Source organism: Rhodococcus sp. 15-2388-1-1a, assembly GCF_002259145.1.
Lineage (GTDB): Bacteria > Actinomycetota > Actinomycetes > Mycobacteriales > Mycobacteriaceae > Rhodococcoides.
On the sequence record NZ_NPFP01000039.1, the window covers coordinates 268,668 to 283,531 of the forward strand.

12 protein-coding genes are annotated in these 14,864 nt (G+C 66.3%); 8 read left to right on the top strand and 4 right to left on the bottom strand.

Translation table 11 applies throughout. The annotated features are described in order from the left end of the window. Positions 1-3: 3 nt before the first annotated feature. From mycP to CH302_RS21590, 3 genes are all read right to left on the bottom strand, one after another. The gene (mycP, locus tag CH302_RS21580; protein WP_082323502.1) at positions 4-1,395 is read right to left on the bottom strand and encodes a type VII secretion-associated serine protease mycosin; all 1,392 of its coding nucleotides are present in this window, start codon (positions 1,393-1,395) and stop codon (positions 4-6) included. Continuing rightward, a complete protein-coding gene (gene eccD / locus CH302_RS21585; RefSeq protein ID WP_037188291.1) occupies positions 1,392-2,966 on the bottom strand; it encodes a type VII secretion integral membrane protein EccD in 1,575 nt (524 codons plus the stop codon). The genes mycP and eccD overlap by 4 nt, the downstream gene beginning before the upstream one ends. 128 nt (positions 2,967-3,094) lie before the next feature. Further along, positions 3,095-4,084 carry an LLM class flavin-dependent oxidoreductase gene (locus CH302_RS21590; RefSeq protein ID WP_037188289.1) on the bottom strand — a complete coding sequence of 330 codons (990 nt, stop codon included), beginning with the start codon at positions 4,082-4,084 and terminating at the stop codon, positions 3,095-3,097. A gap of 231 nt (positions 4,085-4,315) precedes the next feature. Here CH302_RS21590 and CH302_RS21595 point away from each other — a divergent pair, with 231 nt between their 5' ends. The 8 genes from CH302_RS21595 to glmM all read left to right on the top strand — a co-directional run bounded on the left by CH302_RS21595 (position 4,316) and on the right by glmM (position 13,717). Continuing rightward, positions 4,316-8,314, top strand: coding sequence for a type VII secretion protein EccC (locus CH302_RS21595; RefSeq protein ID WP_037188999.1), 3,999 nt, complete (start codon positions 4,316-4,318; stop codon positions 8,312-8,314). Next, positions 8,311-9,768, top strand: coding sequence for a type VII secretion-associated protein (locus CH302_RS21600; protein WP_141216702.1), 1,458 nt, complete (start codon positions 8,311-8,313; stop codon positions 9,766-9,768). The genes CH302_RS21595 and CH302_RS21600 overlap by 4 nt, the downstream gene beginning before the upstream one ends. A gap of 159 nt (positions 9,769-9,927) precedes the next feature. Next, positions 9,928-10,293 (top strand): WXG100 family type VII secretion target, encoded by a 366-nt coding sequence (locus tag CH302_RS21605; protein WP_037188286.1) that lies wholly within the window; start codon positions 9,928-9,930, stop codon positions 10,291-10,293. Between the two features lie 64 nt (positions 10,294-10,357). Further along, positions 10,358-10,639: a WXG100 family type VII secretion target gene (locus tag CH302_RS21610; RefSeq protein WP_068051312.1), complete on the top strand. Its 282-nt coding sequence runs from the start codon at positions 10,358-10,360 to the stop codon at positions 10,637-10,639. An 82-nt stretch (positions 10,640-10,721) separates the two neighbouring features. Continuing rightward, positions 10,722-11,090, top strand: a complete 369-nt coding sequence (locus CH302_RS21615) for a TraR/DksA family transcriptional regulator (protein WP_052047436.1) — start codon at positions 10,722-10,724, stop codon at positions 11,088-11,090. A gap of 199 nt (positions 11,091-11,289) precedes the next feature. Beyond that, positions 11,290-11,733, top strand: a complete 444-nt coding sequence (gene rplM, locus CH302_RS21620) for a 50S ribosomal protein L13 (protein ID WP_037188282.1) — start codon at positions 11,290-11,292, stop codon at positions 11,731-11,733. After that, entirely contained in the window at positions 11,730-12,254 is a 525-nt protein-coding gene (rpsI, locus tag CH302_RS21625) for a 30S ribosomal protein S9 (protein ID WP_032397516.1), read from the top strand. Before rplM ends, rpsI begins: the two co-directional genes overlap by 4 nt. A 107-nt stretch (positions 12,255-12,361) precedes the next feature. Beyond that, positions 12,362-13,717, top strand: a complete 1,356-nt coding sequence (gene glmM / locus CH302_RS21630; protein WP_037188280.1) for a phosphoglucosamine mutase — start codon at positions 12,362-12,364, stop codon at positions 13,715-13,717. Between the two features lie 4 nt (positions 13,718-13,721). On the opposite strand, the gene CH302_RS21635 is transcribed toward glmM, so the two are convergent. Beyond that, a complete protein-coding gene (locus CH302_RS21635; RefSeq protein ID WP_037188278.1) occupies positions 13,722-14,762 on the bottom strand; it encodes an LLM class F420-dependent oxidoreductase in 1,041 nt (346 codons plus the stop codon). Positions 14,763-14,864: the final 102 nt, after the last annotated feature.

Consider the following 14,864-nt stretch of genomic DNA (forward strand, 5'->3'; position numbering starts at 1 on the left):
GGCTCAGTCGAGTCTGCCGCGTCGGCGCAGAGGCACCGACAGTGCCAGCCCGAGTGCCAGGATCACCGCCACCAGCACCGAACCGGTGACCGCTGTGGTCCGCGGGCGATGATCCGGAGTGGGCGGCGGCAACGGCGCACTCATCGCAACACTGTCCGCAGGGACCGGGAGGGGAGCAGGCGTCACCGAATCGGTCACCGCTGCAAGCGGATCGACGATGCCGTGGCCGACGAGGGGATTCCACCCTTCGGCCGGCGCATGCGCCGTTCGTTCGATCCGGTCCACCACCTCCAGCGCCGACAGCTCGGGCCGGTGAGCGCGCACCAGCGCCGCCACCGCCGCAACCAGCGGTGCCGCAAAACTCGTTCCCGTCATGGGAAGCACGCCATCGGTGCCGAGGGTGCCGTTCGCCAGTCCGCTGCCAGTCGGCGACAGCGAGGTCATATTCGAGCCCGGAGCGGCGACGTCGACCCACGGACCGGCCAGGCCGAACGGAGACGGTGTGCCATCCGACTCGACCGAACCGACAGTCAATACGTCGTCGAACCACGCCGGAGTGGCGATGGTCGCGAAGGATGCCCACGGGTCGGCACCGGGCCGAAGCGGGTCGGTCATCGGGTTCTGTGCCTGGCAGGCAGCGCTGCCGAGATTGCCGGCTGCTGCGACGACGACGACATTTCTTTCTCGGACGGCGTAGTGCACGGCCGCACCGAGCGGACCGTCGGCCACACCGCCTCCCGCAGGCACACAGGCGACCTCGGAGATGTTGATGACCGAGGCACCGGAGTCCACCGCGGTGCGGATGGCCATCGCCATCGTGCGTACGTTGCCGTAGCCCGCGGCATTCTCCGGTTCGGCCCCCTGCTCCTCCTCCGGCCTGTTGTCGACGATCTGAAAGACATTGCTGGACTGACGAATCGACAGTATGCGTGCGTCGGGTGCGCCCCCGGCGAATCCGCTGCCCGGCGCGGTCTGCGCGGCGATCAGGCCGGCGACCATCGTTCCGTGCGCGTCGCAGTCGAACAACCCGTCGCCTGCGCTGACGTAGTCACCGCCGGCGATCAAGCCCGGTAGGCGCGGATGAGCGGTGACTCCGGTGTCGATGACGGCAACCACTTGACCTGCCCCACGGGTGATGGGCCAGACCGATGCGAAGTCGAGTGCCTTCTGCGCGGTCGGGACGTCCTGGGCATCGGCGGTCGAGGACGGAAGGGCGCAGGCATTCTTCTGTTCGGTGGGTTCGAGTGGGCCGGGAGGACTCGGTGCAGGCAGCTGGAACGGGTCGATCAGCGGACGTTCGGCGAGTGCCGGATACACGCCGATGACGGCGTTCGACGACAGGGCAAGAGCAGTGAACGCCGCGATGACGATCGTTCGCTGTTTGCGCGGCGTCACAGCCCGCGGACGACGCTGTACAGACCGCACACCCACACTGCGATCGGAATGACCAGGGCGATGGTGGCATATTCGAGCAGCTCGGCCGATCGCCGCATCACCGGCGAGTACGTGCGGGTGGGCACGAAGGCCCCGAAGGTCGATGCCGTCACCGCGCCTGCCAGTGCCACACCGAACAAGGCGAGAGCGTATTCGGGTGATGCAACGACCGCACCGGCGAATAGCGCCAGCAGAATCGCCGTTCCGCCTGCGACCAGCGGAACTGCGTGCGTCACAACGGCATACGTGCGTCCGCGCAGCAGCAGGACAAGCGCACACAGCGCTGCGAGCGCGACCGCAGGCCACCGGACACCACCGTCGGAATCGGCTGCCGCCGAGACGAGCACGCCCGCCACCACCGCGACGGTGAACGCCGACAGCAGACCGGTCAGGTAGCTACGCGCTCCGGCCGCGGCGATCTGCAGATCGGCAAACGAGATCGCGTCGAGTTCGGCTTCCTCCACAGTGTCCAACGGTGCGCCTGCAGTGGGAACCGGGGGAAGCGGCAACTTGGCCTGCATCATCGACACTCTGGCAGAGAGCGCAATTCCGGCCAGGCCGGTGAGCGCAGCGGCAGTGCCGATCGCCGGTTGCGGGATGGTGGTGAACAGTGCGCACACCGCGGCACCGAACGTCAGAAGTGACAGCACTATCGCAGCGGTGAACAGTGCGAACCCGGTCCCGCCGATACGAAGGGACAGGAGGGCGATCGCGCCTGCCATGGCCGAACCCAGCATCAGCTGAGCCGCACCGAACTGCCCTGGTACCAGCACAGTTCCGCCGGTGAACATCAGCGCGACGGCACACCCACCGAAGAGGACAGCGACGGAGTGCTGGCGATAGACCCGCCCCAGAATCACCCCCGCGATCGCGAAGAGAATCGACGCGGTGACCGCAGCGAGTCCCTCGACAAGACTGCCGACGTACTCGGCTCCCGCCCGGATCGGCCCGCGCAACACGACCGCGCAAGCCGACAACACCAGGACTCCGGTGACGACCGAACCCACCGTGCGCGCCGTACGCGCAGTCCAGTGCGCAACATCGTCACTACCCGATCGCGCAACGGAATACATGAGGTCGTCGAACAGCGGAACCGGCGCGGGCCGCTCGGCCACACCCAACACGAGCAACTCCCCGTCGCGCACCGACAACTCGGCCAACGTCGCAGTCTGCGACAACGGTGGACACCCGATCCGCGCAAGCGTCCATGCCACGGGCAACCCGTCCGACGAGGGATCCTCGTCGCCGGGATCTCCCGCTCTCCCAGGTCGTTCCGCAGGCTCCACTCCCGCCGCAATCATGTCGACGATCCCCGGAACGAGAAGCGAAACCGGAACGTCGACCGGCAGCGCCATGTCCACCTGTGTGGACCTGGCCAACACCGTCACCCGGCAGACTTCCTGGGCAAAGACGGACTGCGCGCCCGATGCTCGCCTACTCGCGTCCGCTGCACTCGGTGACTGTGTCGGATCGGCAGGTGCCGTGCGTGACGGCACAATGCCGGCCGATGGACGGCTGTCGGCGCGTGTCATGAAGATCCCCCCGGATACGTTCGATTCGCGTTCCGATGCCCGCCCCAGTGGGCATCGGTGTCCAAACCTTACGACATCGCGGCGACAAGCCATTGCTCGTCGGGATCTGCCGGCGGAGTGCGCAGCTCTCAGGCAGGAACCAGGTCACTCACCTGTGCGAGCAACTCGAACGAGCGAAGCCACGATGCGCGGTCGGACACACCGGACGCGACGATCAGCTCGTCCGCCCCGGTGCGTTCGGCGAATCGATCCAGGTAGTCCTTCACCATGTCCGGCGTACCGACGGCCGAGTACTTGGTCATCTTCGCGATCTGTTGGCCCGCAGGCGCTTCGAGGACCATGTCGGCTTCCTCGTCGGTGAAGGTCCGGCCGCGGCCGAGCAGTAGGCTGACGCGACTGCGCTTGGTGCGGAGGAACTGCGCCTGTGCATCGGCGAGCGAATCGGCCGCGATCACGTTGACACCCACGATCAGGTGCGGCTCCGACAATTGCGCTGACGGTCGGAAGTCACGCCGATAGATCTCGACGGCCTGCTCGAGGGCGTCGGGTGCGAAGTGCGAGGCGAAAGCATAGGGCAGGCCGAGTGCAGCGGCGAGCTGCGCGCCGAAGAGCGACGACCCCAAGATGTACAGCGGTACTTCGGTACCTGCGCCGGGAGTCGCGCTCACTCCGGGGACCAGGGACTCCGTCGACAGGTAGCCCTGCAGTTCCTGGACATCCTGGGGAAAGCGATCGGCCGACGCGGGATCGCGCCGCATCGCCCGCATCGTGACCTGGTCGCTGCCGGGGGCGCGGCCAAGACCCAGATCGATTCGTCCCGGGTGCAGCGTCGCCAAGGTGCCGAACTGCTCGGCGATGGTCAACGGCGCGTGATTGGGAAGCATGATCCCGCCGGATCCGAGCCGGATTCGCTCGGTGTTGGCGGCGACGTGGCCGATGAGAACCGATGTGGCCGACGACGCGATCGTCTTCATGTTGTGGTGCTCGGCGTACCAAATGCGTCGGTATCCCCAGTTCTCGGCATGCTGAGCGAGTGTGACGCTTGCATCGAAGCTGTCGCGGACTGTTTCGCCCTCGCCCACATGAGCGAGATCGAGGATGGACAAGGGTACGGACACGGTGGGGCCAGCCTTTCGTTCGTCGAGCGCGCGGCGAGGAGCCGCATTCAGGTGCAACGGCGTCGGGCAGCGTTCTATTTCTCGTCGGACGGACCGGTGGTCCCGTCGGTCCGTCCTACGAGACGGCAGCTGTGGACCGCCCGGTCTTCGATGCGTTAGCCTGTCGACCTGCGGCCTCGGGGGGAGGCTGCCGCGATGCAGTTCTGGGGGCGTTGCCGTGGGGGCGGATCGATGAGTACCGTGCGCTTCGTTCGCGGTGCCCGACGCGAAGTACCTCGATCTCCGGGCGGTGAAGTCACGCTGCAGCCGCCGCCCGAAATTCCGCGCGCGGTGCCGGGCAATCTACTGATGAAGCTGATGCCGCTGGTGATGGTCGCCGCGATGGTCGGGATGGTCGCGCTGATGTTCACCTCCGGGGCAGCTGCGAACCCGATGATGCTGATGTTCCCGGCCATGATGTTGATGTCCATGGTGGGGATGTTGGCCGGCGGCGGGAAGTCCGGCGGAGCGCGCACGGCCGAGGCGAACGAGGACCGCAAGGATTACCTCCGCTATCTGGATCAGCTCCGCCGCGACGTCGCCGAGACCGAGCGAGCGCAACGCCGAGCCCTCGAATGGAGTCACCCGGCCCCCGACACGTTGTGGTCGATCGCCGGAACCGAGCGCATGTGGGAACGGCGACTGTCGGATCCGGATTTCGCACACGTACGAGTCGGCCGTGGGGATCAGCGGCTTGCCACTCGACTGGTTCCGCCGGAAACGGGGCCGGTGGAAGAACTCGAACCCGTCTCGGCCGTGTCTCTACGTCGATTCGTGCGGGCGCATTCGGTGGTGGCCGCGCTGCCGACTGCGGTGTCGCTGAGGGGATTTGCGGCGTTGTCCGTAGCGGGCGGCCGCGACGAAGCCCGCGCGATGGTGCGCGCGATGTTGGCCTCGTTGTGCAGCTTTCACGGACCCGATCACGTCGCTGTCGCGATCGTCTGCGGTCCGGACACCGTGCAGCAGTGGGAGTGGGCCAAGTGGCTGCCGCACACTCAGCACGACGCTCTGCGCGACGGGGCCGGGTCCGCTCGGATGATCTTCGGCAGCTTTCTCGAACTCGAAAGCGCGCTGGGCGACGTGCTGTCGATGCGAAATCGCTTCGCGCGCGGAGCTGTGCCGGTTGCAGGCGTCGTGCAGTTGGTGATCGTGGTGGACGGCGGGCTTCTCGACAACCGATCGACCGACCTCACCGACACGGGCCTCGATTCCGTCACGATCATCGATCTGTCCGGCATGTGCCCAGGACTCGCCGCGTCGCGTGGACTCCGATTGTTCGCCGAGAACGGATCGATAGGCGCGGTCAGCGGAACCACGGTCGAGGTGTTCGCCGTCGCGGATTCGATGAGCACCACCCAAGCGCACGCCGTCGCTCGACGCCTGTCGCCGTATCGTGTGCCGTCGTCCTCGTCGGTCGTCGATGTGGTCGACGACGACGGAGTCCGGATCTCGGGATGGAACAGCCTGGTCGGTATCGCCGATGTCGGCGCACTCGACACGGATCGAGCGTGGACGATGCGGCGCGGACGCGAGAGGCTGCGGGTACCGATCGGTGTCGCCCCCGACGGCAGCGCCGTCGAGATCGACCTGAAGGAATCCGCCGAGAACGGCATGGGACCTCACGGATTGTGTATCGGAGCAACAGGTTCCGGAAAATCGGAGTTCCTCCGCACACTCGTGCTCGGCTTGGTGTCGACTCACTCGCCGGAACAGCTGAACCTGGTGCTCGTCGACTTCAAGGGCGGCGCGACGTTCGCGGGCCTGGAATCGGCACCGCACGTGGCCGCGGTCATCACCAACCTGTCCGAGGACTTGGCCTTGGTGGATCGAATGCGCGATGCGTTGGCCGGTGAAATGAACCGACGGCAGGAGTCGCTGCGCTCGGCCGGCAACTTCGCGAACGTCTCCGACTACGAGAGGGCGCGAGCCGCGGGAGCGGATCTGGCACCGATGCCCGCGCTGTTCGTGGTGGTCGACGAGTTCTCGGAATTGCTCAGCCAGCAACCGGAATTCGCCGAGCTGTTCGTCGCGATCGGCAGGCTCGGACGTTCGCTGCACATGCACCTGCTGCTCGCCAGCCAGCGCCTCGAAGAAGGGAAATTGCGCGGTCTCGACAGTCACCTGTCGTACCGCATAGGCCTGAAAACGTTCTCCGCGAACGAGTCTCGATCGGTGCTCGGAGTTCCCGACGCCTATCACCTTCCCGCGCAGCCGGGTGCGGGCTACCTCAAGTGCGATTCGGCCGAGATCGTCAGGTTCGCTGCGGCATACGTCTCCGGTCCGTACTCGCCGCCGCGGTCCGGTCCCGGCGCTCGGCCCTCGCTCGGGGGCGACATCAGGCCGAAACCCTTCACCGCGTACACGGTACCGCTCGACTCCATCGATCTCGGCCGCATCGAGGCTGCCGGTGCGCCGGAGGCCGAACCGGATCCGGTCGACTCCGACAGCACCGGTGCGACGGTGCTCGACGTGGTCGTCGGACGAATTCGGGGTCGCGGAATGCCGGCCCACGAGGTGTGGCTGCCACCGTTGGACACCTCACCCACGTTGAACCGGTTGCTGCCCGGGTCGGTTCCGACCGAGCGCATCGGTCCGCTCAGCACACTGCGGGCCCCGATCGGCATCATCGACCGGCCTTTCGATCAGCGCCGCGATCTGCTGACCGTCGATCTGTCCGGTGCTGCGGGCCACGTCGCCATCGTCGGAGCCCCACAATCGGGTAAGTCGACGGCGCTTCGGTCGTTGATCCTGGCTCTCGCGATGACGCATTCGCCGGCACAGGTCCAGTTCTACTGCTTGGATTTCGGCGGCGGAACGTTGGCCGGGCTGGCCGATCTGCCACATGTCGGATCGGTGGCCAACCGCCTCGATGTCGATCGGGTTCGGCGGACCGTGGCCGAGGTCGCCGGTGTCGTTCGGCAGCGAGAGAGGACATTTCGTGATCGCGGGATCGACTCGATGGCCGAGTTCCGACGGCGACGTGCAACGCAACCCGTCGACCCCGAGGATCGGTTCGGCGACGTCTTTCTCGTCATCGACGGTTGGCCGTCCATCAGGTCCGATTTCGAGAGTCTCGAACAGCAGATCGCCACCTTGACGACTCAGGGCCTCGCTTTCGGTCTGCATCTGATCCTCACCGCGTCGCGGTGGGCGGAAGTTCGGCCTGCGACCAAGGACCTGATCGGTACCCGATTGGAACTGCGGCTCGGCGACCCGTCGGATTCGGACATGGGGCGCGCCAAAGCGGCGAGCGTTCCCGAGGGCCGGCCGGGCCGGGGCATGACCAGGGACGGTCTGCATCTGTTGATCGCACTTCCACGGGTGGACGACGTCTGCTCCGTCGACGATCTGTCTCGCGCAGTCGGTCGGTCGGTCGCCGCGATCGCGGCGGCATCTGCGGGAACCCAAGCGCCGCCGGTGCGGATGCTGCCGGAGCTGCTCGAGAGATCCGCGGTACTCGATCAGCTCGGTGATGCGTGGCCACGAACCCGTGGCGATATCCCTGAGCTCGGAGTTCCCATCGGCATCGACGAGGCCGAGTTGGCGCCCGTGGTGGTCGACTTCGCGGAGAATCCACACTTCGTCGTGTTCGGCGACAGCGAGTGCGGCAAGACTTCTCTGTTGCGCGGAATCTGTCGATCGCTCGTCGAGGCGAACTCGTCCGACAGCGTCAAACTCATCGTCGCGGACTACCGCCGAACTCTCCTGGGCGCAGTCGATTCCGAGCATCTGGCCGGGTATGCGGCTTCGCAGGCGACGCTGACGGCCATGCTCGTCGACCTCGCCGGCCGCATGGCCGATCGCATGCCGGGTGCAGACGTGACCCAGCAGCAGCTTCGTGAGCGGTCGTGGTGGAACGGCCCCGAGGTGTTCGTCGTCGTCGACGATTACGACCTGGTCGCCACGTCGTCGGGAAATCCGTTGGCCCCGTTGGTGGAACACCTTCCCCATGCCCGGGACATCGGGCTGCACGTCATCGTGGCGCGTCGTTCGGGCGGGGCAGGTCGGGCGCTGTTCGACCCGGTGATCGGGCGGTTGCGTGATCTGGTGACTCCGGGACTGGTCATGAGCGGAAGCCGCGACGAGGGGAACCTGCTCGGGACGGTACGTCCGAGTGCCATGCCGCCCGGACGTGGAGTGTTCGTCGACCGCTCCGGCCAGTCACTCGTTCAGCTCGGACATTCGAGTTGACGGGCACCTCGTGGCGTTATGCCGCAGTGCATCTGGGCTACACGGAGATTTCCGTCGTTGCCACGGGCGGAGTATTCGAGGGCCCGAGAGAGAGCGTCGGATCGGCGTTCGCCACGGTGGAGGGTGGCCGTCTGGTGTTCGGCCGGGGCCCGGCCGAAGACGAGATTCCGCCCCTGCTCTGTATCGACGATGCGTCGATCCCGGTGGGGGCCACGGTGTGGGACCGGGAGGCGGTACTCCACGGAATCGTGTGGTCGGCCCTGCAGAGCGCCGGAGTGCACGACCGACTCGACGTGCTCGAGATCGCGTATCCGTCTACCTGGGGCGAGCAACGCTCGGGCATCGTTCGGGCACTGTTTGCGACCTCGGCGAACGAGGTGGTGCTCGTGGAGACGGCCGAGGCCGCCCTGTCGTGGTCGGGTGAACGAGCGCCGTCCGCCGCGGTGGTCGTCGAAGTCGGAGCTCTCGACACGACCGTCGTCGTCCTCGACGAGTCGGGGGCGCACGGCGGAGACACCGGCGCGATACTTCCGTTCGGTACGGGTGACGACGACGCGTGGCGACGAGCGGTCGGCGACTACGTTCGGTCGTCGGTCACGCGCTGCCCCGACGAGGTGTACGTGGTGGCGGCGACCAGCGCCGGGGCGGATCCCGTCGTCGATCACCCCACACAGTGGTTGACCGGCCTCGACATCGCCAGGTCGCTGTACCGGCGAGCCGGGGCGGATCTCGTTCCGGCACCGTCGGTCCGTGCCGCGACGACGCGATCGGCGGCATGGCTCGACGACGTCACAGCACCGCCGCGGTCCCGGCAGAGGCGGCGTCCCCCGATGCTCGCGGCCGTGGGTGTCGTGGCAGCGGTTGTCGTATTCGGTTGCGCAGCAGTGTATTTCGCCGGACAGTCTTCGGGTGGTTCCGATGTCGTTGCGGCACCACCCTTTTCGCCTGTCGCGGCCCCGAACACTACGTCGTCGTCCGTCGTCGAACCGCCACCGACCACGATCGCCGACGCGCCGACGCCGGTCGAGACGGTGACGTTCGTGTCCGGGCGCGTCTCGATGCGGTTGCCCGGTACCTGGACGAAGGTGGACGACCCGGATCGCATGGTGCTGATTCCGCCGAACCCGCCCGAGCGTCGGATCGTCGTCACCGTGGCAGAGCTGTTGCCGGGTACGGCACAGGAGCAGGTCGCCGACGAGCTGCGGTCGGCCATCGATGCTCGTGGGCCGGATTCCACCATCGGATCTTTCGAATCCACACGCGATTTCGGCGGCCGCGTCGGAATCGCTTACACCGAGAGGCCGGTCGACGACTCGACGGTGCTCTGGCGTGTGTTCGTCGAGTCCGACCTACAGGTCAGCATCGGTTGCCAGTTCGAGGGAGGCGACGTGTCGGTGATCGACGCCGAATGCGGGCAGGCAACGCAGACGTTGGAGATCGTCCCGGCGTCGTGAGAGCCGCCCACAGTTTTTCGCGCACGGCCGGAACCGAATCGAGGGGTCGTTGCGTCAAAGGAGATGTAGGGGAGTGAGCGGGCCGACAGCGGCCTCTCGGTCGAGCAGCACGTGTGCCGCGGGTGCACGTGAATCGAGTATCGAAGACAAGGAGTCGAAGTGGGATATCCAGGGGGACCGGAAGCTACGGGTTCGTCGAACGGCGTCACGGTCACACCGCAGGAGCTCGTCGCTGCCGGAGCGACGATCGAAGGCCTGAGCGTGTCGATCAACGCGTCCAATTCGGCCGTTCGATCGATCGTCGAGCAGACCGCCGAGGCGTGGGTCGGTAAGGCGGGCAAGTCGTTTCAGGACGTCATGGCCCAGTGGGACACCAGTGCGCAGAAGATGCGGAGTGCGCTCGAGCAGATCTCCGCGGACATCAAGACCAACGGCCACGGTTACTCGGACGCCGACGACGACAACGTGTCGGCCGTGAACCAGGTGGCCGGATCCCTGAACTCGGGACTGTCCTCGTTCACGTGACGCCGCATCCGGTGACCACACGACCATCCACACGACCATGCTCGACCAAGGAGACCGATCCGACATGAAATACGACTTCGCGCAGATCGCGGCGCTGACCGAGGCGATGAACAAGCAGGCGAACGTGACCAAGGACCTTCTCGGGGACGTGGACAGCACCGCGAAGCGGCTCTACCAGTCGTGGGAGGGCGACGCGATGACGTCCTACTACGAGCTGCAGCGTCAGTGGAACTCCGCATCCGACGAGCTCAACCTCATTCTGTCGAGCCTCGTCGCGGCCGCCCGCACCGGTGGCGAGACGATGCACGGCGTCGAGATGGCCAACAAGGCGCGGATGGCTCGCTGACCCATCGTCACGAAAGCGGATGCCCCGACCGAGACATCGGTCGGGGCATCCGCTGCGTCTGGGGCCCTGCGTCCTGTTCACGATGCCGGCCGGGGTGTCTACTGGTCCGGTGACGGACTTCGCAGCGGTACTGGGGGCCGAACGGTCTCGTGCCGAGCATCGACTGGTGTCCCTGCGAGCAGAACTGGCGTCGGTGATCGAAGGATCGCGGTTCACGACCGACGACGACGAGCACGATCCCGAGGGGTCGACGATCGCATTCGAGCGAGCGAAGATCGCGGCGCTCATCACCGACACCGAATCCGAGATACGCGAGATCGACGCGGCGGTGTCACGGCTCTCGGCCGGGACGTACGGTACCTGCGAGCGGTGCGGCGGCGAGATCCCGGCGATCAGGCTCGAGGCGCTGCCCGCTGCCCGTCGGTGCATGCAGTGTGTGCGCCTGCGCTGACGACGTCGACGAGTTCAGGCCCCGACGAGCGGAGGCGTTTTGACCTGGGCGTCCGCTCCCGGTATCGTTCCCCGTTGGCGTGTATGGGCTCGCCGCGCACTCCTGTGCGTATCGAGCTCTTGTCCTCGGGTCTCAACTGGCCGCCGAGGGCATCCACTCGTCTTGGCCAGCAGCGACATCATGAAGACAGGAATTTTCTGTGTCTACTTACGCCCCGAAGGCCGGGGACACCACCCGGACGTGGCATGTGATCGACGCCACGGACGTCGTGCTCGGACGCCTCGCCGTCCAGGCCGCGACTCTGCTCCGCGGTAAGCACAAGCCCACCTACGCACCCAACGTCGATGGCGGCGACTTCGTCGTCATCATCAACGCCGAGAAGGTTGCCATCAGCGGCAACAAGCTCGACGGCAAGTTCCACCACCACCACTCCGGCCATCCGGGCGGTCTGAAGTCGCGCTCGACCCGTCAGGTCCTCGAGAGCAACCCCGATCGTCTCGTGGAGAAGGCCGTCGTCGGCATGATCCCCAAGAACAAGCTCGGTAGTGCCATCGCGAGCAAGCTGAAGGTCTACGCGGGACCGAATCACCCGCATGCCGCTCAGCAGCCCGTTCCGTTCGAGATCAAGCAGGTGTCCCAGTGACGGCGCCGGAGGGAAATGACGTGACGTCGCAGGAGAACATCGAAGAGATCGCCGCCGACGAGTTCGTGGCAGTCGAAGATCCCGAGGTCGTCTCGGACATCGAAGCTGCAGCCGCTCCGGCCCCGATCGTGTTCGATCGCCCGATCCAGACCGTCGGACGCCGTAAGGAAGCCGTCGCTCGTGTTCGGTTGTCCTCGGGCACCGGCGGATTCAAGCTCAACGGCCGCACCCTCGAGGATTACTTCCCGAACAAGGTGCACCAGCAGCTGATCAAGGCTCCTCTCGTTCTGGTCGACCGCGCGGAGTCCTTCGACATCGTCGCGCTGCTGCACGGTGGCGGACCGTCGGGACAGGCAGGCGCATTGCGTCTGGCCATCTCGCGTGCGCTGATCGAACTCGCACCCGACGATCGCCCGCCGCTCAAGGCCGCGGGCTACCTCACGCGTGACGCGCGTGCAGTCGAGCGCAAGAAGTACGGCCTGAAGAAGGCCCGTAAGGCGTCGCAGTACTCCAAGCGCTGACGCGTCTTACCCGCTTCATCCTCGAGGGCAGGCATCCAGCAGTATCGGACGCCTGCCCTCGAGGCATTTCACACCACATTCTCTCCGCTCGAAGGGGTTCTTGGTTCATGGCGCGATTGTTCGGCACCGACGGAGTTCGGGGACTGGCGGGCGGGGTTCTGACCGCTGAGCTGGCGTTGAGAATCGCGCGCGCCGCAGCCGCCGTGTTGGCACCGAATGTCGACGGCGTCAGGCGTGTGGCAGTGGTCGGTCGTGATCCGCGTGTCAGTGGCGCGATGCTCAGCGCAGCCGTGTCCGCCGGACTCACCGCATCGGGTGTCGACGTGATCGATGTCGGCGTGCTGCCCACACCCGCAGTCGCCTTCCTCACCGCCGAATACGACGCGGCGCTCGGTGTGATGATCTCGGCATCGCACAATGCGATGCCCGACAACGGAATCAAGATCTTCGCCGCAGGCGGGCACAAGCTGGACGACGACGTCGAAGACCGGATAGAAGCTGCCCTCGATCCCGAGGGGCGCTCCCGGAACGGCGCACAGCCCTACGACGCCACCGGTGCCGCGATCGGCCGTATCGGCGTCGCACAGGACGCGGCAGCCCGCTACACCGAGCATCTCGCCGGATCGGTGTCACATCGACTCGACGGCGTGACCGTCGTGGTGGATTGCTCGCACGGTGCCGCCTCGGTCGTCGGGCCCGAGATCTACCGACGTGCCGGTGCGACGGTCGTGGCGATCAATGCAGAACCCGACGGCATCAACATCAACGACGGTTGCGGGTCGACGCACCTGGAGGGGTTGCAGAAGGCCGTCGTGGAGCACGGTGCGGACCTCGGTATCGCGCACGACGGAGACGCCGACCGATGTCTCGCCGTCGACGCGGCGGGTTCGGTGGTGGACGGTGACGCGATCATGACGGTGCTGGCCATCGCGATGCACGACGCGGGCCACCTGACCGACGACACGTTGGTCGCCACGGTGATGAGCAACCTCGGTCTGCACATTGCGATGCGCGAGGCCGGAATCACGTTGCGCACCACCGCCGTCGGAGATCGCTACGTGCTCGAGGAGCTCCGCCGCGGCGGCTTCGCACTCGGGGGTGAACAGAGTGGACACGTTGTGCTGCCCGCAGTCGGAACAACCGGAGACGGGATCGCCACTGCACTGCGACTGATGGAGCGGATGGCGCAGACCGGGCGTTCCCTCGCGGATCTGGCGTCGGCCATGCGGACGCTGCCGCAGGTGCTGATCAATGTCCGTGTGTCGGACAAAGCGGCGGTGGCGTCGGCGCCGTCGGTATCGGACGCCGTGGCGTCGGCCGAGCGGGAACTCGGGGAATCGGGTCGAGTTCTGTTGCGCCCCAGCGGTACCGAACAGTTGGTGCGAGTGATGGTCGAAGCGTCGGAACTCGACGTCGCGACCCGACTCGCCGAAGAGCTGGCGGGCCGGGTCGCGTCGGTCTGACGTCTCAGGCGGTCAGTTCGCGCAGTGCGGTCAGCTGCGCGACGCGGCCTGCGGTGTTCTCGGCCAGCGGCGCGACATTGAGAGTGGTGACACCCGCTTCGGCGAAGGCTGCGACCCGCTCCTTGACGAAGCTCTCCGGGCCGATGAGGTTGACCGCGCGAGCGAGCTCGTCGGGAACCGCCGCAGCGGCCTCCTCCTTCTTTCCGGCCAGGTACAGGTCCTGGATCTTCTCGGCCTCGGCCTCGTACCCGTATCGCTGAGCCAGGGAGTTGTAGAAGTTCTTGCCCTTGGCTCCCATGCCGCCGATGTACAGCGCCAGGTGCGGCTTGACCCAGGGGAGGTACTTCTCGGCATCCTCGCCGATCGCCAGCGTGGGACTTGCGAACACCTGGAGTTCGCCGAGCGACGGATCACGCTTGGCCTTGCCTGCCGCGAGAGAGTCGCCCCAGACGTCGGCGGCCTTCTCCGGGAAGTAGAAGATGGGCTGCCAGCCCTCGGCGATCTCGGCGGTCAGCTCTACGTTCTTCGGGCCCAGAGCGGCAATGACGACCGGAATGCGATCGCGCACAGGGTGATTGATCAGCTTGAGCGGCTTGCCAAGGCCCGTTCCCTGGTCGGCCGGCAGCGGGATCTGATAGTGCTTGCCCTGATACTGCACCTTTTCACGACGCCAGACCTGGCGGCAGATCTCGATGACCTCGCGGGTTCTGGCGATGGGTGCGTCGTACTTGACGCCGTGGAAACCTTCGACGACCTGCGGTCCCGATGCGCCGAGCCCGAGTACGAATCGACCCTCGGAGACGTAGTCGAGACCGGCCGCGGTCATGGCGGTCAGTGACGGTGTCCTGGTGTAGATCTGGAAGATGCCGGACGCGATCTTGATCGTGCTCGTCTTGGCTGCGAGGAATCCGAGTTGGCTGACGGCGTCGAACGAGTAGGCCTCGGGCACGAAAATGATGTCGAGACCTGCCTTCTCGAGCTCGGCGACCTCGGCAACGGTCTCGTTGAAACCACCGCTGTAATTCAGCATCGTTCCGATGTGCATGGGACTCCTCGTTCGGTGAGCAGCTGGTGCAGCCACTTCAGGTACCTGTTACGGACATTTCACATCGGGACGTTACCGCTCCCTGGGGAACCGATGTGAGTC